This is a genomic window from Candidatus Benthicola sp., from assembly GCF_058719085.1.
In genome coordinates this window covers 1-18,044 of the sequence record NZ_JBZQEK010000197.1, presented here as the reverse complement: position 1 = coordinate 18,044, position 18,044 = coordinate 1, and the positions used below count along the sequence as shown (strand labels likewise).

The following is an 18,044-nucleotide window of genomic DNA, read 5'->3' as shown; positions in this document are numbered from 1 at the left end:
GGGCGCGCGTCGGGGTCCGAGCGACACGGGAGAGCGAGCGGGATGGGCGCACTGACACAGGACGTGAGATTCGGGCTACGGGCCCTGATGAAGCACCCCGGCCACACGGCCGTGGTGATTCTCACCCTGGCGCTCGGAATCGGGGCGAACACGGCCATCTTCAGCGTGATTCACGCGGTGATGATTCGCCCCCTTCCGTACGAGGATGCCGACCGGCTCGTTCTGCTCCGTCACCGCATCGAGGCGACCGACTTCGTCGACGGTCCGATGCCGCCGGCGGACGTGATGGACATTCGCGATCATACGGACGTGTTCGAGGGTGTGGCCGCGACGGATCGCACATTCGAGCAGAACCTCACCGGCGACGGCCAGCCGATCGAGGTCCGGGTCGCCGGGGTCACCGCGAACTTCTTCGACGTGCTTGGCGTGGAAGCGGCTCTGGGCCGCACCTTCCTGCCGGAAGATGAGGAGCCCTTCCCGCCAGGTGCCTTCGCCCAGGACGCACCTCCACCGGTCAACCACGTGGTGATCAGTCACGGCCTCTGGATGCGGCGCTTCGGCGGATCTCCCGATGCCATCGGTGCTTCCCTGGTGATCAACGACTTCACGAACACGGTCGTGGGAGTGATGCCGGAGGGGTTCGAGCTCCTCATGCCGGCCAACGCGGGCATGCCGAGGGGGACCGACGTCTGGGCGCCCACCCGCTTCGACTACCGACAGGCTCCCCGCACGAGCGCGAACGCGAACCGCCGTGTGATCGCGAGGCTGAAGCCGGGCGTCACGCTCGCCGAGGCGCAGGCCCAGGCGGACAAGGTGGCCGAGTGGCAGCGCGCGAACTTCGACTACAACCGGGGCGGCGAGATCTACATCGATGTCAAGCCGATGCACGCCGATATCGTCGGTCACGCACGCCCGGTGCTGCTCGCCCTGCTCGGGGCCGTGGTCTTCGTTCTGCTGATCGCCTGCGCGAACGTGGCCAACCTGCTCCTGGTCCAGGCGGCCTCCCGGGAGAAGGAGATGGCGATCCGGGCCGCGCTGGGGGGCTCGCGAGGGCGGATCATCCGTCAGCTTCTCACGGAGAGCCTGCTCCTCGCCGTGGTGGGCGGGCTGGCGGGCCTCCTGCTGGCACGCTGGGGCGTCGACCTGCTGCTCGCGCTCCGGCCCGCGAACCTTCCGAGGGTCGACGTCGTAGGCATCGATGGACCGGTCCTGCTGTTCACGCTGGGCGCCTGCCTGTTCTCTGCGCTCGCTTTCGGGCTGGTGCCCGCGCTGCAGGCGTCGAAACCCGACCTGAACGACTGCCTGAAGGACCGGGGAACGGTTTCGCCGGACGTGAAGCGACGCCGTCTCCGGAGCGGCCTCGTCGTGGTCGAGGTCGCGCTGTCGATGGTCCTGCTCATCGGCGCCGGGCTCATGCTGAGGTCCTTCCTTGCGCTCCAGAAGCAGGATCTCGGCTTCGACTCCGACGGCGTGGTCACCTTCCGGCTCACCATGCCTCCGCTGAGGACGCAGTACGGAACTCCGGAAGGTCGTGCGAGCTTCATCTCGGAGCTCGAAGAACGGTTGGAGTCGATCCCCGGCGTCCAGAGCGCCGGTGCGGTGCAGGTACTTCCGCTGAGCGGCCGCTTCTGGACCTCGCCCTACTACTTCGAGGGAGCTGAAGAAAGAGACCTCGACGCTCTCGAAGCGGACTACCGGTTCGCGACCCCCGGGTTCTTCGACGCGCTGGGCATGCGCGTTCTCAGCGGACGGGTGTTCAAGGAATCCGAGAACGAGGACGGGGCCGAGGTCGTGGTGATCGACCGGGCCCTGGCCGCTCGGGCGTGGCCGGGAGAAGATGCGGTCGGAAGGTACCTTCGGGCGGTCATCAGCCCCTTCGACGGCACGGGCGCGGAGAACCGTTGGGTGAAGGTGGTGGGGGTCGTCGAGAACGTGCGATCCGAGGACCCGCGCGTCGCCGGGCGCGAGACGCTCTACTTCCCATACCGGCTCCAGGGGGCCTTCTTCAACGTCACCATGGCCGTGCGCGCGGAGGGGGACCCGGTGGGCCTCGTCCCCACCCTGCGGGAGGCCGTTGCCTCGCTCGACGCCGACATGCCCGTGGCGGCCGTGACGACGATGGACGAGTACGTACGGCTCGCCATCGGCCCGACCCGCTTCGCCATGATCCTCATCGGACTGTTCGCCGGCGTCGCTCTCGCCCTCGCCCTGATCGGACTGTATGGAGTGATCGCCTCGCTCGTCCGGCAGCGCACGCACGAGATCGGCGTGTACATGGCCTTCGGGGCCGAGACGCCGCACATCCTCGGAATGGTCGTGCGTCGCGGCGTCGTTCTGGCCATCGCCGGCGTGCTTCTCGGAGTCCTGGCGTCGCTGGCCCTCACCCGGGCGGTCTCGAGTCTGTTGACCGGCGTGACCGCCACGGACCCGGCGACCTTCGTCGCGGTCGGTCTGCTTCTCGCCGCGGTCACCCTGATGGCCAGCTTCATACCGGCGCACCGCGCGGTACGCATCGATCCGATGGACGCTCTCCGCTACCACTGATTCCGAGAGGGCGGGGGAGTTTCGCACGGCCCTCTCGCGTGCCCCCTTGACAGAACTCGATATATCGTTACGATATTCTTATCGATATATCGCGTAACAGTCGACACGCGACACCGTCGCCCAATCGAGGGGAACGATCCTGCATGACGGCCCAATTCGACAACCCCTGGTCTTCCATGTTCGGCCCCGGCGCGGCCGGGTTCGGCAAGGGTTTCCGCTGGCGGGTCTTCGACCGGGGTGACCTCAAGTACGTGATCCTCGAGCTCCTGCGGGAGACGCCGATGCACGGCTACGAGGTGATGCGGGCGCTCGAGGAGACCTCCGGCGGCGCCTACACGGCGAGTCCCGGGTCCGTGTATCCCGCTCTCCAGTCCCTCGAAGACGACGGCTACGTCCGAAGCGAGGAGACGGACGGTCGGAAAGTGTACACGATCACCGACGAAGGCCTGAAGTTCCTGGATCTCAACCAGGACCGCGTCCAGCGGATCCTCAGGAGGATCAAGGACCTGGCCAGGCATTTCTCGGGAGCGCCGATGACCGATGTCACGCGCTCGTTCATGCGCCTCGCACAGGCCAGCTTCGAGCAGTCCGTGCGGCGGGTCGGGGACGCCGACACGATGGACCGACTGAGCGAGATTCTCGAGCGGGCCGCGCGGGAAGTGGAGAGCGTGGGCCGCAGGGCGGAACAACCGGAATCGTCGGAGCCTTCAGGACGAGGGGTGGAGGAAGAAGAATGAGCGCGATCCTGTTCTCGGCGTGGGCGTTCTCGGTGGTGTGCTTCTGTGTCGCCGGCGTGACCTGCCGGGTCGTCTGCCGGCGCCGGCGGAGCCACGGTGGCGCCTGCATCTGCGGTCGACACGTGGCCCAGCCCGGGCGCTTGGGTCCGCGGTCTCCGACGTCCCTTTCCTCGTTCACGCCGGGCTCCGCCCGACTCAGGGCCGCCGAGGCGCGGGTCCGAGCCCTCCAGCAGCGGTACGTGGAGGGCCGCCTTTCGATGGAGCAGTACGAGATCGAGTTGGACCGGGCCGTGGGCCTGGCGTGACGGCTTCAGGGTCCGGCTCTCCGGATGCATCCGCGGGGGCCGTCGGCTCCGAACCGATCCGGTGCGCATGGGTGGGCGAAGATCCCGCGATGCGGGCCTACCACGACGAGGAGTGGGGCGTGCCGGTGCACGAGGACCGTAGGCACTTCGAGTTCCTGCTTCTCGAGGGGGCCCAGGCGGGGCTCAGCTGGCGGACCGTGCTGCACAGGCGAGAGGGCTACCGCAGGGCGTTCGCCGGATTCGACCCGGCCGCCGTGGCCCGCTTCGGAGAGGGTGAGATCGGGACCCTGCTCGAGGATCCAGGGATCATCCGGAACCGCCTGAAGATCCGGTCGGCCGTTGGAAACGCCCGCGCCTTCCTTCGAATCCAGGACGAGTTCGGGACGTTCGACCGGTACGTGTGGAGGTTTACAGGGGGAGCCCCGTCGAGGAACGAATGGCGGACCCTTGAGGAAATCCCGGCCGAGACCGAGGTGTCGCGCGCCCTGAGCCGCGATCTCAAGAAGAGGGGATTCCGGTTCGTCGGTCCCACGATCATCTACGCGTACATGCAGGCGGCCGGGCTGGTCAACGACCACGTGATCGGCTGCTTCCGACGGGCCCAGATCTCGGCCGCAGCCGCCGGGTGACGCAGGTTCCAGGACGAACAGGAGGCGTTGTGGTTCGGGACGGAAGCCCACACGAACGATCGGCGGAAGCTGCCGTGAGGCCCGGGGCCGTGGTCACGGGCGCTTCGAGCGGCATCGGGTACGAGCTCGCCCGGGTCCTTGCCCGGGAAGGGCACGACGTGGCGCTCGTCGCCCGGTCGGCCGACCGCCTCGCGGACATCGCCGCCGGGCTCGAAGGGGAGTTCGGCGTGAGGGCGCTCGCCATTCCGGAAGACCTCGCGGACCCCGGGGCTCCCGAACGGCTGGTCGGCCGTTTGAGCGCGGAGAGCTTCCCGGTGGACGTTCTCGTCAACAACGCGGGGTTCGGAACGATGGGGCGCTTCTGGCGATCGGATCCGAGCGCCCAGGTGGACATGGTGCAGGTCAACGTGGCCGCGGTCACGCACCTGACCCGTCTGTGCCTCGGACCGATGGTGGAGCGCGGGAAGGGCCGAATCCTCAACGTCGCGTCCACGGCGGCGTTCCAGCCCGGTCCCTACATGTCGGTCTACTTCGCCACCAAGGCGTTCGTGCTGTCGTTCTCCGAAGCGGTCGCCGAGGAGCTGCGGGGCACCGGGGTCACCGTGACGGCGCTGTGCCCGGGTCCGACCGCCACGGACTTCCAGGCACGAGCCCGCATGCAGCGCACACCGATCGGGGGTCGGCTGGTCACCGGCGATGCCGAGGCCGTCGCCCGCGCCGGGTACCGCGGCATGCGGCGGGGAAAGCGGCTCGTCATACCGGGCTGGCACAATCGGATCGGATCGTTCCTGCCGCGCCTGTTTCCCCGTGGCCTGGCGACGCGGATCGTCGCACGGCTCACATCGGCCCGCGGGGAACCCTAGGAATCCGGGGTGCGAACCCCGCTGAACAGGGCGAGACAGAAGGAGAGGGCGCCGCTCGGCGCCCCCTCCCGCACTCGGGCCGAGCGGGCCCGTCAGCTCACCGGCTTCAGGTACCGTCCCAGCCAGTCGAAGAACACCCGGTGCCACAGGATCCCGTTTTGCGGCGTGAGGATCCAGTGACCTTCCTCGGGGAAGTACAGGAACCGGCTCTCGATGCCGTTCAGCTGGGCGGCCGTGAACGCCTGCATGCCTTCGCCGATCGGAACGCGGAAGTCCTTCTCACCGTGAATCACCAGGATCGGGGTGTCCCAGTTCTGCACGAACCGGTGCGGTGAGAATCGCTCATAGCTGTCGGGCCGGTCCCAGTACGCGCCGCCGAGGTCGAAGTTGACGAAGAACATCTCCTCCGTGGCGCCGTACATGCTCTCCAGGTTGAACACGCCCGCATGGGCCACGAAGGTCTGGAAGCGATCTTCGTGGTTGCCGGCCAGCCAGTAGACCGAGTAGCCGCCGAAGCTCGCGCCGATCGCCCCGAGCCGGTTCGCATCCACGTAGGGCTCGGCGGCGACCGCATCGATGGCGGACAGAAGGTCCTGCATCGCCTGTCCCCCCCAGTCCCCGGAGATCTCCTCCTTCCACGCCTGGCCGAAACTCGGCACGCCGCGTCGGTTGGGCGCCACCACGATGTATCCGTTCGCCGCCATGAGCTGGAAGTTCCACCGGTACGAGAAGAACTGCGACACGGTGCCCTGCGGACCGCCCTGAGCGTACAGAAGAGCCGGATAGCGGCGGTCGGGATCGAAGCCGGGAGGGTAGATCACCCAGGTGAGGATCGACTCGCCGTCGGTCGCCTCGACCATCCGCTTCTCGACCCGGCCCAGCTCGACGCCGGCCAGGAGGTCCCGGTTCGCGAAGGTGATCGGCTCCGCCGTGCCCGAGCCCGGTTCGACCCGGTAGATCTCGTTCGGGGAGGACATGGACCGACGAGAAGCCACGAGCACCTCTCCGCTTCCGGAGCTCGCGACGTCCAGGGAGACGTAGTCGAACACCCCATCCGTGACCTGCTCCACATCGCCCGCTCCGTCCGCCGCCACCGTGAAGATCTGGACCGTGCCCCGCGAGTCGCTCGTGAAGAAGATTCGCTGGCCGTCCGCCGTCCAGGCGGGCGAATGCGCGTCGTCGTCGTACCCCTGCGTGAGCTCGAACCGCTCTCCGGTCCGAAAGTCGTGGACGAACAGTCGATTGCGGTCCGACTCGTACCCATCCCGCTCCATGCTCAGCCACACGATCCGGTTACCGTCCGGCGAGAAGACGGGCTGCACGTCGTAGCCCATCATTCCCTCCGTGAAGTTCGTCGTCTCACCGGACTCGAGGTCGACGATGTAGATATCGGAGTTGGTGCTGACCGCGTACTCCGTGCCGGTCAGCTTCTTCGAGGTGTAGGCGATGCTCTGCCCGTCCGGGCTCCAGGCGATCTGCTCCACGCCCCCGAACGGGTTGAGCGGGGTGTCGAACCGCTCTCCCTCCATCAGGTCTCGAGGCTCGCCGACCCAGCCGTCCCTGTACGGCGCCACGAACAGATGGCTGTAGGCATAGTCGTGCCAGCTGCTCCAGTGCCGGTACATGAGAGCATCCATGATCCGGGCGTCGGCGTCCGGGAGGTCGGGGTACAGATCGTGGATCGTTCGATCCAGCTTCACGTCGGCGGTGAAGGAGATGTGCGTCCCGTCCGGTGAGTAGAGGAAGTTGGCGATTCCGCCCTCCACATCGGTGACCTGGCGCACCTTGCTTCCGTCGGCTCGCACCTCCCACAGCTGGGTGGACCCGCCCTTGCTCGAGAGAAAGCCGATCCACTGTCCGTCGGGCCGCCATGCAGCGGAGTGCTCGGAGCCCTTCATCTTGGTGAGCCGGACCGGCTCTCCACCGTCCACGTCCACCCGGTACAGGTCCGTGTCTCCCCGGTTCGCCTCCACGTCATAACCGGTGATTCCGTATACCACTCTGCGACCGTCCGGCGAGACCGCGGGGGCCGACACGCGCTTGAGCTTCCACAGGAGCTCGGGCGTCAGGACTTCCTGCGCCGGTGCCGGGCCGGCGGTGGACAGGAGCGCAAACAGGAGCGCCGTGGCGACGCCCGCCACAGCTCGCTTCGCATGAGCCATATCGACGTACCCTCTGCCAGAGTTCGACCATCACGCCCGGGCGGGCGGAAAGGGCTGTCATGGTGCGACGACAGGGGCTACCATGCAAGCCGCCTGCCGCCGGCGTGGCGGCGATACCGGCAACTGGAGGGGTGCGCGAGATGGGTTCAAACAGATCGGGTATCGGGGGAGGTGCGGTCCTGATGATCGCTTTCGTGGTGTCGGCCGGAGGGTGCGGCGAAGATTCGACCGAGGTCAGCCGAGAGGCTCCCGTGGCGCGTGTGGAGCCCACGGAGCTGGTCGCGCACGGAGACACCCGGGTGGACGAGTACTACTGGCTCCGGGAGCGCGAGAACCCGGAGGTGGTCGGGTACCTGGCCGCCGAGAACGAATACCTCGAGGCGGAGATGGCCCATACGGCGAATCTCCAGGAGCGGCTCTTCGAGGAGATCGTGGGACGGATCAAGGAAGACGACGAGTCGGTGCCGTACCGGTTCCGTGACTACTACTACCGGGCGCGATTCGAGGAAGGGAAGGAGTACCCGGTGTACGTCCGCCTTCCCGGATCTCCGGATGCCCCGGAGGAAGTCATGGTCGACGTGAACCAGCTGGCCGAGGGGCACGAGTTCTACGCAGCGAGCGTCGGCGTCGGTGGCATCAGCGAGAACCAGCGGGTCCTGGCGTTCGCCACGGACGACATGGGGCGCCGCAAGTACACGATCCGGTTCAAGGACCTGGACACCGGGGAGTTCCTGCCGGATGTGATTCCCGACGTGACCCCGAACCTGGCCTGGGCGGCGGACGACCGTACGCTGTTCTACACGAAGCAGGACCCAGAGACCCTCCGATGGTACCAGGTCTACCGACACACCCTCGGCACGGACCCGTCCGAGGACGTGCTCGTGTACGAGGAGCCCGACGAGGAGTTCAGCGTCTCGGTCCGGCGCACCAAGTCGCGCGATTACATCATGATCGCCGCCTATCAGACCCTGTCCACCGAGTACCGGTACCTTCCGGCGTCCGAGCCGGCCGGTGAGTTCCGGGTGATCCTGCCGCGCGAGCCGGATCACGAGTATTCCGTCGACCACTTCGGGAACGACTTCTACATCCGAACGAACGACGGTGCGCGGAACTTCAAGCTGGTGCGGGCCCCGGTGAGCGATCCCGCCCGGGCGAACTGGGTCGAGGTCGTTCCCCACCGGGACGACGTCCTGCTCGAGGGGTTCGAGATCTTCCGGGACCACCTGGTGGTGGAGGAGCGGAGAGAGGGCCTCGTGCGCCTGAGGGTGATGCCGTGGGCGGGCACCGGGGCGTACGACATCGCGTTCGATGATCCGGCGTGGGCGGTGTTCCCGACGGCCAACCTGGAATTCGACACCCCGCTGCTCCGGTTCGCCTACACATCCATGACCACCCCGCTGTCCACGTACGACTACGACATGAACACGCAGGAACGGACGCTGCTCAAGCGAACAGAGGTCGTCGGTGGCTACGATCCCGCCGACTATCGCTCCGAGCGTCTCTGGGCGCCGGCCCGGGACGGACGCCGGGTGCCCATCTCCCTGGTGTACCGTGCAGGGACCGAACGGGATGGGACCGCTCCGCTTCTCCTGTACGGGTACGGCTCCTACGGCGCCAGCATGGATGCCAGCTTCAGCTCGGCCCGGCTGAGCCTCCTGGATCGCGGCTTCGTGTACGCGATCGCCCACGTGCGCGGCGGCGAGGAGCTGGGACGGTGGTGGTACGAGGAGGGCAAGCTGCTGAACAAGATGAACACCTTCACCGACTTCATCGACGCGGCGGAATTCCTCGTCGGTGAAGGGTACGCGGACCCGGATCGCCTGTTCGCCATGGGAGGGAGCGCCGGGGGACTGCTGATGGGGGCGGTGATCAACCTCCGACCGGACCTGTGGCGGGGCGTCGTGGCCGCGGTGCCCTTCGTCGACGTGGTCACGACCATGCTCGACGAATCGATTCCCCTGACCACCAGCGAATACGACGAGTGGGGAGACCCGAACGACCCGGAATACTACGAGTACATGCTGGCGTACTCGCCGTACGACAACACGGTGCCGGGAGAGTACCCCAACTTGCTGGTGACCACCGGTCTGCATGATTCCCAGGTCCAGTACTGGGAACCGGCCAAGTGGGTGGCCCGGCTGCGGGCGGTGAAGACCGACGACCATCGCCTGTATCTGCACACCAACATGGACGCCGGGCACGGCGGAGCGTCCGGCCGCTTCCGGCGCCACCGGGAGACGGCCCTCGAATACGCCTTCTTCCTCGACCTGGCGGGCATCGAGGAGTGACAGCATGGCCCGAATAGCGCCAGCGTGACCGGAAGTGTTGCGCAATAATGTCCCGAAGGGCCGCCGGGCGACGGACCGTTCTGGACGCCGCGGGGCGCAGGAGGACGGCGCTTCAGCGTGTTTGCACGCCCTCCGGGTAGCCGCGGCCCCGCCGTTGCGTGGGAACGCCGTGTCGGGAGCGGGGCCGGCTCCCGGAAACCGAGGCCAGGAACGGAGCCCGAGTGCACGAGCTCAGCATCGCATTCGACATCTGCCGCATCACCGAGGAGCACGTGGGCCAGAAGGCCCTCGACCGCGTGCTGGAGGTCGGCGTGGAGGTCGGCGCGAACGCCGGGATCGAGATCGACAGCCTCGAGTTCTGTCTCGAGGCGCTCCTCGGGGCTCCTCCCTTCGGACAGGCCGTTCCGAGAATCGAGCGCCTGGAGGGCGATGAGCTCCGGGTGACCTACGTGGAGGTCGACGATGGCGGTTCGTAGGATCGACGTGAGGGAGAAGGTGATGGCTCGCAACGACGAGCTCGCGGCCGAGGTACGGGATCGTCTGTCCCGGCACGCGACGCCGGCCCTCAACCTGGTCTCCTCCCCGGGCTCCGGAAAGACGAGCCTCCTCGAACGGACCCTCGACGAGCTCGGGGGCCGGGTCCGCATGGCCGTGATCACCGGGGACGTGCAGACGCAGAACGACGCCGACCGCCTCGCCGCCCGGACCGATCGACTGGTCCAGGCGGTCGTCACCGGAGGGGCTTGCCACATGGACGCGCGCCAGGTTTCGACCGCGCTCGAAGAGATCGACCTGGCGGACACCGACCTGGTGTTCGTGGAGAACGTCGGGAACCTGGTCTGTCCGGCCTCGTGGGACCTCGGCGAGAACGCCAAGGTGGTGATCTTCTCGGTCACCGAGGGAGAGGACAAGCCGCTCAAGTACCCGAAGATGTTCCAGCAGTCGGGTGTCTGCGTGATCAACAAGATCGATCTGCTCCCCCACCTGCCGTTCGACATCGAGAAGGCCGAGGAATTCGCCCGCCAGGTGAATCCGTCGCTCCGGTTCTTCCGCACCTCGGCCCTCACGGGCGAGGGCATGGGCGACTGGTACCGCTTCCTGTTGGACCTCACAGGGGCGCAGGAGGGGAAGGGCCGTTGACTCCGGGGGGCTCCCCCCTCGGGTCCTCTCCCGATCCCGGGAGCCCGGGGCGGCGCGCGCCTTCCGAGGCCCTCGAGGCCCGGCGCATTCACGTGCGGGGCGTCGTGCAGGGGGTCGGCTTTCGTCCCTTCGTGCATCGCCTCGCTTCGCGCCACGGCCTGGCGGGTTGGGTACGGAACGAGTCGGGCGCCGTGTTCATCGAGGTGGAGGGGCCGCCCGATGCCCTGAGGCGATTCGTCGAGGGCCTCCGGGACGAGGCACCGGTTCTCGCACGGATCGACGACCTTCAGGAAGAAACGGTCCCTCCGCGCGGGATCGATGGATTCCGGGTCCTCGAGAGCCAGTCCACCGAAGGCCGGCTGCCGGTGTCGCCTGACGTGGCCACCTGCGCGTCCTGCCGCGACGAGCTCTTCGACCCGGCGGACCGCCGGTTCCAGTACCCCTTCATCACCTGCACCGACTGCGGCCCGCGCTACACGGTGATCGAGGACATGCCGTACGATCGCGAGCGGACCTCCATGCGCCGGTTCCCGCAGTGCGCCGCCTGCCTGCGCGAGTACTCGGATCCGAGAGACCGACGATTCCACTCGGAGACCAACAGCTGCCCCGACTGCGGTCCTCGGCTGTGGATCACGGGCCCCGACGGGGAGCCCGTGGCGTCCGGCCCGGCCGCGGTGGCCGAGGCAGGGCGGCGCCTGCTCGAGGGCCAGATCGTGGCCATCCGGGGCCTCGGTGGCTACCACCTGGCCTGCGATGCGACCGATGAGGACGCGGTCCGCCGACTCCGCGAGCGCAAAGCCCGGGAAGCGAAGCCGCTCGCCGTGATGGTGCTGAATCTCGACCGGGCGAGGCAGCTGTGTCGGGTCTCCGGCGCCGAGGCGATGGCACTGGAAGGGGCCGAGCGACCCATCCTCCTGCTTCGTGCCCGTCCCGACACTCCTCTCGCCCCCTCCGTCTCCCCGGGACTGGACGCCGTGGGCGTGATGCTCGCCTATACGCCGCTCCACCTGCTGCTTCTCGAGCGGACCGGGCGCCCTCTCGTGATGACCAGCGGAAACCGGAGCGAGCTTCCGATCTGTACCGACAACGCCGACGCGATCGAGAGGCTCGGTGATGCGGCCGACGCGTTCCTGATGCACGACCGGGACATCGTCGCCCGGTACGATGATTCGGTCGTTCGGGTCGTCGATGGCTCGCCCGTGTTCATACGGCGGGCCCGAGGCTACGCCCCACTCCCGATCCCGGTGCCGGTCGTTCCTCCGCGGCCGCTTCTCGCCGTGGGACCGCATCTGAAGAACACGTTCTGCCTGGCCGGAGACGGGGCGGCGTTCGTGAGCCAGCACATCGGGGACCTCGAGAACGTCGAGACGCTCGACCACTATCGGGAAGCCCTGGTCCGGTTCCGCGCTCTCTTCCACATCGAGCCGGAGGCCGTGGCTCGCGATCTCCATCCGGGCTACCTGTCCTCTCGGATCGCCGAGGAGATGGGGCTGCCGGCAGTGATCGACGTCCAGCACCACCACGCGCACGTGGCGGCCGTGGCCGGCGAGCACGGGATCAGGGAGCCGGTGATCGGCCTCGCCTTCGACGGAACGGGCTACGGGGACGACGGGCACACCTGGGGAGCCGAGATCCTGCTGGCCGACCTGATCGGGTATCGACGACTGGCCCGTCTCCGGTACGCCCCGATGCCCGGCGGAGATCTCGCGGCTCGCTCCCCCTGGAGGGTGGCCGCCGGGTACGCCTCGCTCGATCCCGATCGCGCCGGCGCGTTCGAGAACGCCTTCCATGGAGTCGATCCGGAGACGAGGCGAATCGTCGAGGCTCAAATCGACCGCAACGTGAACGCCCCCCTGGCCTCATCGATGGGCAGGCTGTTCGACGCGGCAGCGGCCATCCTCGGGGTGAGGCGTGAATCGCGGTACGAGGGACAGGCCGCCATGGAGCTCGAAGCGCTGGCGTCCCGGTATCTGGCGAACGTGGAACCGGGAGAGGCGGACGCGGTGGATCGCTTCCTTTCACCCCGCATCCGCTCGAGTCTGCCGGATCTCGACGTCCCGGTGGAAGGCGACGGCGAACTCCGCGTGATGGATCCGATGCCGCTCCTGGCGGGCCTCGGTGATCGCCGGAACGCGGGAGAGGATGCCGGTCGCCTCGCGGCGGCCTTCCACGCCTGCCTGGGCGTCGCGGCGGTGGACCTGACAACCGAGCTCTGCCGCGCTCACGGCGTCGAACGGGTGGCGCTCGGCGGCGGCGTCTTCCAGAACGCACTGCTACTGGCGATCATGAGAGGTGGGCTCGAAGCGCGAGGGCTGGAGGTCTTGCTCCCTCGCAGACTGGGGCCGAACGATGGGGCGATCAGCTACGGCCAGGCGGTCGTGGGCGCGGCCCGACTGGCGGCCGAGCACGGGAGGTAAGCGATGTGTCTAGGGATTCCCGGCCGGGTGGTGGACGTGTACGGGAGCGAGGGTCTCCAGATGGGGACGGTCGACTTCGGAGGAGTGAAGCGCGAGGTGTGCATGGCCTACGTGTCCGGGGAAGTGGACCCCGGGGACTACGTGATCGTGCACGTCGGCTTCGCGATCTCCAGGGTCGATGAGGAGGAGGCGCGCCGCACGTTCAAGCTGCTCGAGGAGCTCAGCGAGTTGGACGAGCTGGAGTGGATGAAGGAGGTCGCCGAGCAGAGTCTGTCCGGGATGGATCGCCCGCCCGGTCCGCCGCCGGACGGTGGAGGGCGGGACGAGATGCGCCGGTCGGAGGGCGGGAGCGCGTGAAGTACCTGAGCGAGTACCGGGATCCGGCAGTGGCCCGCTCGCTGGTCGACAGGATCCGCGCCACGGCGACCCGGCCGCGGGTCCTGATGGAGGTCTGCGGCGGCCAGACCCACACGATCGTGCGGCAGGGCCTCCAGGAGGTGCTGTCGGGAGCGGTCGAGATGATCCACGGTCCCGGGTGTCCCGTGTGCGTGACGCCGCTCGAGCAGATCGACCGGGCCCTTCACCTCGCCTCCAGACCCGAGGTCATCTTCACCTCGTTCGGTGACATGCTGCGAGTTCCGGGCAGCGCCTCCGATCTTCTTCAGGTACGGGCGCAGGGCGGGGAGGTGCGGGTCGTGTATTCGCCTCTCGACGCGCTGGAGATCGCACGGGCGCACCCCGATCGTGAGGTCGTGTTCTTCGCCGTCGGGTTCGAGACGACCGCTCCGGCGAACGCGATGGCCGTCTGGCGGGCGCGGGAGCTGGAGATCCAGAACTTCAGCGTGCTCGTGTCCCACGTGACGGTTCCGCCAGCCATACAGGCCATCCTCGACGCGCCGGACAGCCGGGTGGAGGCCTTTCTGGCCGCCGGTCACGTCTGCACGGTCATGGGCTGGCAGGAGTACGAGCCGCTGGCGGAGAGGTATGGAGTGCCGATCGTGGTCACCGGTTTCGAGCCGGTGGACATCCTCGAGGGCATCTACATGGCCGTGCGGCAGCTCGAAGAAGGTCGGGCCGAGGTCGAGAATCAGTACGCCCGGTCCGTGCGGCGGCAGGGCAACGAACCGGCCCAGGAGCTCGTCTCGAAGGTCTTCCGACTGGTGGATCGGGCGTGGAGAGGGATCGGAGAGATTCCGGCCAGCGGTCTGGGGCTCCGGGAGGAGTTCGAGGCGTGGGATGCGGAGCGGAAGTTCCGGCTCGGCTCGATCCAGGCTACGGAGCCCGAGGAGTGCCGGGCAGGCGATGTTCTGCGCGGGCACATCAAGCCGTTCGAATGCGCCGCCTTCGGCGTCGCCTGCACACCCGAGCGGCCCCTGGGCGCCCCCATGGTTTCCTCCGAGGGCGCCTGTGCCGCGTACTACAACTACGCCCGCTTCCAGTCGCAGGCGGCGGGAGAGCCGGCATGAGCGAGACGCCGGGGCGCGAGGAACGGGACGACGTGTCGGCGACGGGAATGGCCCGGGTGGCGACCTCCGGCCTGACCTGTCCCGTTCCGGCGCCCGCGTCCGAACGCGTGCTCCTCGGGCACGGGTCCGGCGGGAAGCTGAGCGCAGCCCTGCTCCGCGATCGCTTCCTCCCTCGGTTCGGAAACCCGGTGCTCGAGCCACTCGGGGACGCGTCGATCGTCGCCGTGCCGGGAGAAGAGATCGCGGTGTCGACCGACAGCTTCGTGGTCAGTCCGCTCGAGTTTCCCGGCGGGAACATCGGTCACCTGGCGGTCCACGGGACGGTCAACGATCTCGCCATGGCTGGCGCCGAGCCGCGGTATCTCTCCGCCGGCTTCATCCTCGAGGAGGGTCTGCCTCTGGATGTGCTCGACCGGGTGCTCGATGCCATGGAGAGCGCGGCCCGCGAGGCCGGGGTTCTCGTGGTGACCGGTGACACCAAGGTGGTCGAGCGAGGCAAGGCGGACGGGATCTTCATCAACACGACCGGAATCGGAAGCGTCGATCCCGACTTTCGGCCGGATGCGGCGCGAGCGCGGAGCGGGGACATCGTGCTGGTGTCCGGCCCGATCGGTCGTCACGGGGTGGCGATCATGGCCGCGCGGGAGGACCTCCGGTTCGAGGTCGAGGTCCGGAGCGATACCGCGTGTCTGGTTCCATTGGTCTCGGCGCTGCGGGAAGCCTGCGGAGGGGATGTGCACAGCCTGCGGGACCCGACGCGCGGCGGAGTGGCGAGCACGCTGAACGAGATCGCGGGCTCTTCGGGCGTGGGCATCACGCTGGATCAAGGTGCGCTCCCGATCCCCGGACCGGTGGCGGCCGCGTGCGAGATGCTGGGGCTGGACCCGCTGTACGTCGCCAACGAGGGGATCCTCGTCGCCATCGTCGATCCACGAGCTGCCGAGGATGCCCTGACGGCCCTTCGGTCTCACCCGCTGGGAGAGAATGCGGCCCGGATCGGAGAGGTGAACTCGGATCGGCCGGGCCTGGTGACCGTCCGCACGATCCTCGGATCGAGTCGGGTGGTGGACATGCTCCCCGGCGACCAGCTGCCCCGGATCTGCTGATCGCCGGGCCCCGGACCCCGAGGCCCCCTACTCCAGCTCTTCGTGGTCCAGCCGGACCTGCGTCGATCCCAGCACGGTCTGCCCGGCGGCCGCATTCACGTCCACGGCATAGGTGGCCAGCGGGCACTCCAGCTCGTCGAGCCCGGCGAAGCTGAACGTGACCGATATGTCGGCCGTTCCGCCCCCCGGGAGCGGCGGGAGCTGCGTCGGGGAGAAGACGACTTCCAGGCCGGGACAGGTCGAACCGGGCGGTATGCTGAGGGGGAGAGAGCCCGCACCGATGAGGATCGGTCCGATGGAGCCGTTCGAAGCGTTGCGAAGCTCGAGATCCACCTGCCGGGCCAGGCCCACGACGACGGGCGATGCCGGTGTGAACTGGAGGTCCCCGTACTCGGGACCGGTGGGCTCCTCGTCGCCGCAGGCGGCTGCAAGAAGGAGCAGGGCGGCCACGCCTCCCCGGGTCCGTCGCAAAGCTGTCGAATCCATCGCGTTCTCCGTGATCTGCAGGCGGTTCACGCCGCCCCTCTCGTAGCCCCGTACCCGCCGCGACCGTCAAGGTTGCGGACGGAATGCGGTCTGGCAACGCATGTTGACGAATCGACCGATCGAATCCATTTTGACAAGCTTTGCGTCCCACGGGAGACCGTGAGGATCGGATGCCGTCGCCGACCAGTTGGAGTAGAAGATGAAGCCAGGGATTCACCCGGAATACAAGCCGACGCGAATCACGTGCGCGTGCGGCCGCGTGTCCGAGACGTACTCGACGGTGGACGAGCTCCACGTCGAGATCTGTTCACACTGCCACCCGTTCTTCACCGGTCGCCAGAAGCTGGTGGACACGGCGGGGCGTGTCGAGCGGTTCCGCCGCAAGTACGGCGGCAGCGAGGCCGAAGCCGACGAGGCGGTGGCAGAGACGGTGGCCGTGGCCGAGGAGCCGGCAGAGGAGGAGAGCCCGGCCGAGGCGGTCTCCGCCGACGATGGGGACTCGGCCGAGGGCGAGACGACCGAGGAATCGAAGGACTGATCCGCAGGGGCGCCGGGCGCCCCGCGGCTCTCGTCGCCTCACCGCGCCATCATGGCCGACGCCCCGTCCCTCTCCGAGCGCCTCGCCGCCGCTCTGGAGACCTATGGCTCCCTGGCTTCCCAGCTGGCGGACCCGGCGGTCCTCGGCGATCCGACCCGCCTGAAGACGATTGCCCGGCAGCACTCCGACATGACCCCCCTGGCCGAGGCGGCCCGGCGGCACCTCAAGCTTCTCGACGATCTTTCTCAGGCGCGTGAGCTCCTGGAGACCCAGGATGAGGAGCTTGCCGCTCTCGCCCGGGGCGAGGTCTCGACCCTCGAGGAGCAGATCGAGGCCTCCGAGGAACGGATTCGGGAGCTCCTGGTGCCCAGGGACCCTCTGGACGATCGACCGGCCGTGGTCGAGATCCGTGCCGGAACCGGTGGCGACGAGGCCGGCCTGTTCGCGGCGGACCTCTATCGCATGTACTCCCGGTACGCCGACCAGCGGGGCTGGACCGTGGAGGTTCTGTCCTCCAGCGAGGGCACCCTCGGGGGATTGAAGGAGATCATCTTCCTGGTGAGCGGTCGGGACGCCTATGGCTCGCTGCGGTACGAGTCCGGTGTCCACCGTGTGCAGCGCGTTCCGGTGACCGAGAGCTCGGGAAGAATCCACACTTCGGCTGCCAGCGTCGCGGTCCTTCCCGAGGCCGAAGAGGTGGACGTGGAGATCGACCCGGCCGACCTCAAGGTCGACGTGTTTCGCTCTTCCGGGCCGGGAGGCCAGTCCGTGAACACGACCGACTCCGCCGTCCGGATCACGCATGAGCCGACGGGACTCGTGGTGTCGTGTCAGGACGAGAAGTCGCAGCACAAGAACAAGGCGAAGGCCATGAAGGTGCTCCGCAGCCGGCTCCTCGACCGGATCGTGGCCGAGCAGGAGGCGGAGAGGTCGAGAGAGCGCCGGGCGCAGGTCGGGACGGGGGACCGCTCCGCCAAGATCCGCACCTACAACTTTCCGCAGAACCGCGTCACCGACCATCGCATCAACCTCACGACGCACCAGCTGGATTCCATCCTCGGTGGCGAGCTCGACGAGATCGTGGACGCATTGCGTTCAGCCGGTCTCGAGGAGCGCATGCGCTCGGAGGTCACGGGCTGATGCGGCCTTCGGCGCACGGTGCGGCACCCCGGAGACCTCCCGCTCCCACCCGTCGCGAGATCCTCGACGGGCTGGCCGAAGAGCTGTCCGCCGCCGGCGTCGAATCCGGACGTCGCGAAGCAGAGCGCCTCGTCGCCCACGCGTTGGGCGTCACCCGTTCGGAGCTCCTTCTCGATCCGGGCAGGCCGATCGAGGCCGAACAGGCCGGACGGATCGCGAGTCT

16 protein-coding genes and 1 pseudogene are annotated in these 18,044 nt (G+C 68.1%); 15 read left to right on the top strand and 2 right to left on the bottom strand.

Going from position 1 to position 18,044, the window contains the following annotated elements; translation table 11 throughout:
• Positions 1-42 precede the first annotated feature (42 nt).
• The 5 genes from AC36XV_RS13790 (at position 43) to AC36XV_RS13770 (ending at position 5,078) form a co-directional block, all read left to right on the top strand.
• Positions 43-2,544: an ABC transporter permease gene (locus tag AC36XV_RS13790; protein ID WP_492204265.1), complete on the top strand. Its 2,502-nt coding sequence runs from the start codon at positions 43-45 to the stop codon at positions 2,542-2,544.
• A gap of 143 nt (positions 2,545-2,687) precedes the next feature.
• On the top strand, positions 2,688-3,281 hold the full coding sequence (locus tag AC36XV_RS13785; RefSeq protein WP_492204264.1) for a PadR family transcriptional regulator: 594 nt from the start codon (positions 2,688-2,690) through the stop codon (positions 3,279-3,281).
• Positions 3,278-3,586 carry a hypothetical protein gene (locus tag AC36XV_RS13780; RefSeq protein ID WP_492204263.1) on the top strand — a complete coding sequence of 103 codons (309 nt, stop codon included), beginning with the start codon at positions 3,278-3,280 and terminating at the stop codon, positions 3,584-3,586. Before AC36XV_RS13785 ends, AC36XV_RS13780 begins: the two co-directional genes overlap by 4 nt.
• Before the next feature lie 71 nt (positions 3,587-3,657).
• Positions 3,658-4,215: a DNA-3-methyladenine glycosylase I gene (locus AC36XV_RS13775; protein ID WP_492204262.1), complete on the top strand. Its 558-nt coding sequence runs from the start codon at positions 3,658-3,660 to the stop codon at positions 4,213-4,215.
• A 74-nt stretch (positions 4,216-4,289) separates the two neighbouring features.
• Positions 4,290-5,078, top strand: coding sequence for an SDR family NAD(P)-dependent oxidoreductase (locus tag AC36XV_RS13770; protein WP_492204261.1), 789 nt, complete (start codon positions 4,290-4,292; stop codon positions 5,076-5,078).
• A 92-nt stretch (positions 5,079-5,170) separates the two neighbouring features.
• On the opposite strand, the gene dpp5 is transcribed toward AC36XV_RS13770, so the two are convergent.
• Entirely contained in the window at positions 5,171-7,240 is a 2,070-nt protein-coding gene (gene dpp5, locus AC36XV_RS13765; protein WP_492204260.1) for a dipeptidyl-peptidase Dpp5, read from the bottom strand.
• Positions 7,241-7,380: 140 nt separating this feature from the next.
• On the opposite strand from dpp5, the gene AC36XV_RS13760 reads away from it, so the two are divergent.
• From AC36XV_RS13760 to hypE, 7 genes are all read left to right on the top strand, one after another.
• Positions 7,381-9,528: a S9 family peptidase gene (locus AC36XV_RS13760; protein ID WP_492204259.1), complete on the top strand. Its 2,148-nt coding sequence runs from the start codon at positions 7,381-7,383 to the stop codon at positions 9,526-9,528.
• 221 nt (positions 9,529-9,749) lie between these two features.
• Positions 9,750-10,004, top strand: coding sequence for a hydrogenase/urease maturation nickel metallochaperone HypA (locus tag AC36XV_RS13755; RefSeq protein ID WP_492204258.1), 255 nt, complete (start codon positions 9,750-9,752; stop codon positions 10,002-10,004).
• The gene (gene hypB / locus AC36XV_RS13750; RefSeq protein ID WP_492204257.1) at positions 9,991-10,668 is read left to right on the top strand and encodes a hydrogenase nickel incorporation protein HypB; all 678 of its coding nucleotides are present in this window, start codon (positions 9,991-9,993) and stop codon (positions 10,666-10,668) included. Before AC36XV_RS13755 ends, hypB begins: the two co-directional genes overlap by 14 nt.
• Complete coding sequence (gene hypF, locus AC36XV_RS13745) at positions 10,665-13,085, top strand: carbamoyltransferase HypF (protein WP_492204256.1); 2,421 nt, start codon at positions 10,665-10,667, stop codon at positions 13,083-13,085. The genes hypB and hypF overlap by 4 nt, the downstream gene beginning before the upstream one ends.
• A gap of 3 nt (positions 13,086-13,088) precedes the next feature.
• Positions 13,089-13,442 (top strand): HypC/HybG/HupF family hydrogenase formation chaperone, encoded by a 354-nt coding sequence (locus tag AC36XV_RS13740; RefSeq protein WP_492204255.1) that lies wholly within the window; start codon positions 13,089-13,091, stop codon positions 13,440-13,442.
• Complete coding sequence (hypD, locus tag AC36XV_RS13735) at positions 13,439-14,551, top strand: hydrogenase formation protein HypD (protein WP_492204254.1); 1,113 nt, start codon at positions 13,439-13,441, stop codon at positions 14,549-14,551. Before AC36XV_RS13740 ends, hypD begins: the two co-directional genes overlap by 4 nt.
• The gene (hypE, locus tag AC36XV_RS13730; RefSeq protein ID WP_492204253.1) at positions 14,548-15,657 is read left to right on the top strand and encodes a hydrogenase expression/formation protein HypE; all 1,110 of its coding nucleotides are present in this window, start codon (positions 14,548-14,550) and stop codon (positions 15,655-15,657) included. Before hypD ends, hypE begins: the two co-directional genes overlap by 4 nt.
• 27 nt (positions 15,658-15,684) lie before the next feature.
• Here the strand turns inward: hypE and AC36XV_RS13725 are convergent, their stop codons facing one another.
• A complete protein-coding gene (locus AC36XV_RS13725) occupies positions 15,685-16,143 on the bottom strand; it encodes a hypothetical protein (protein WP_492204252.1) in 459 nt (152 codons plus the stop codon).
• Positions 16,144-16,342: 199 nt separating this feature from the next.
• Here AC36XV_RS13725 and rpmE point away from each other — a divergent pair, with 199 nt between their 5' ends.
• The 3 genes and pseudogenes from rpmE to AC36XV_RS13710 form a co-directional block, all read left to right on the top strand.
• On the top strand, positions 16,343-16,681 hold the full coding sequence (gene rpmE / locus AC36XV_RS13720) for a 50S ribosomal protein L31 (protein ID WP_492204251.1): 339 nt from the start codon (positions 16,343-16,345) through the stop codon (positions 16,679-16,681).
• A 51-nt stretch (positions 16,682-16,732) separates the two neighbouring features.
• Complete coding sequence (gene prfA / locus AC36XV_RS13715; protein WP_492204250.1) at positions 16,733-17,821, top strand: peptide chain release factor 1; 1,089 nt, start codon at positions 16,733-16,735, stop codon at positions 17,819-17,821.
• Positions 17,821-18,044, top strand: a pseudogene (locus AC36XV_RS13710) (hypothetical protein); the annotation flags it as partial. The gene prfA and the pseudogene AC36XV_RS13710, both read left to right, overlap by 1 nt.

What these genes read in the sequence shown, in the direction of transcription:
- AC36XV_RS13790 (WP_492204265.1), top strand. Translation starts at nt 43, where the DNA reads ATGGGCGCACTGACACAGGACGTGAGATTCGGGCTACGGGCCCTGATG.
- AC36XV_RS13785 (WP_492204264.1), top strand. Translation starts at nt 2,688, where the DNA reads ATGACGGCCCAATTCGACAACCCCTGGTCTTCCATGTTCGGCCCCGGC.
- AC36XV_RS13780 (WP_492204263.1), top strand. Translation starts at nt 3,278, where the DNA reads ATGAGCGCGATCCTGTTCTCGGCGTGGGCGTTCTCGGTGGTGTGCTTC.
- dpp5 (WP_492204260.1), bottom strand. Translation starts at nt 7,240, where the DNA reads ATGGCTCATGCGAAGCGAGCTGTGGCGGGCGTCGCCACGGCGCTCCTG.
- AC36XV_RS13760 (WP_492204259.1), top strand. Translation starts at nt 7,381, where the DNA reads ATGGGTTCAAACAGATCGGGTATCGGGGGAGGTGCGGTCCTGATGATC.
- hypB (WP_492204257.1), top strand. Translation starts at nt 9,991, where the DNA reads ATGGCGGTTCGTAGGATCGACGTGAGGGAGAAGGTGATGGCTCGCAAC.
- AC36XV_RS13740 (WP_492204255.1), top strand. Translation starts at nt 13,089, where the DNA reads ATGTGTCTAGGGATTCCCGGCCGGGTGGTGGACGTGTACGGGAGCGAG.
- hypE (WP_492204253.1), top strand. Translation starts at nt 14,548, where the DNA reads ATGAGCGAGACGCCGGGGCGCGAGGAACGGGACGACGTGTCGGCGACG.
- AC36XV_RS13725 (WP_492204252.1), bottom strand. Translation starts at nt 16,143, where the DNA reads ATGGATTCGACAGCTTTGCGACGGACCCGGGGAGGCGTGGCCGCCCTG.
- rpmE (WP_492204251.1), top strand. Translation starts at nt 16,343, where the DNA reads ATGAAGCCAGGGATTCACCCGGAATACAAGCCGACGCGAATCACGTGC.
- prfA (WP_492204250.1), top strand. Translation starts at nt 16,733, where the DNA reads ATGGCCGACGCCCCGTCCCTCTCCGAGCGCCTCGCCGCCGCTCTGGAG.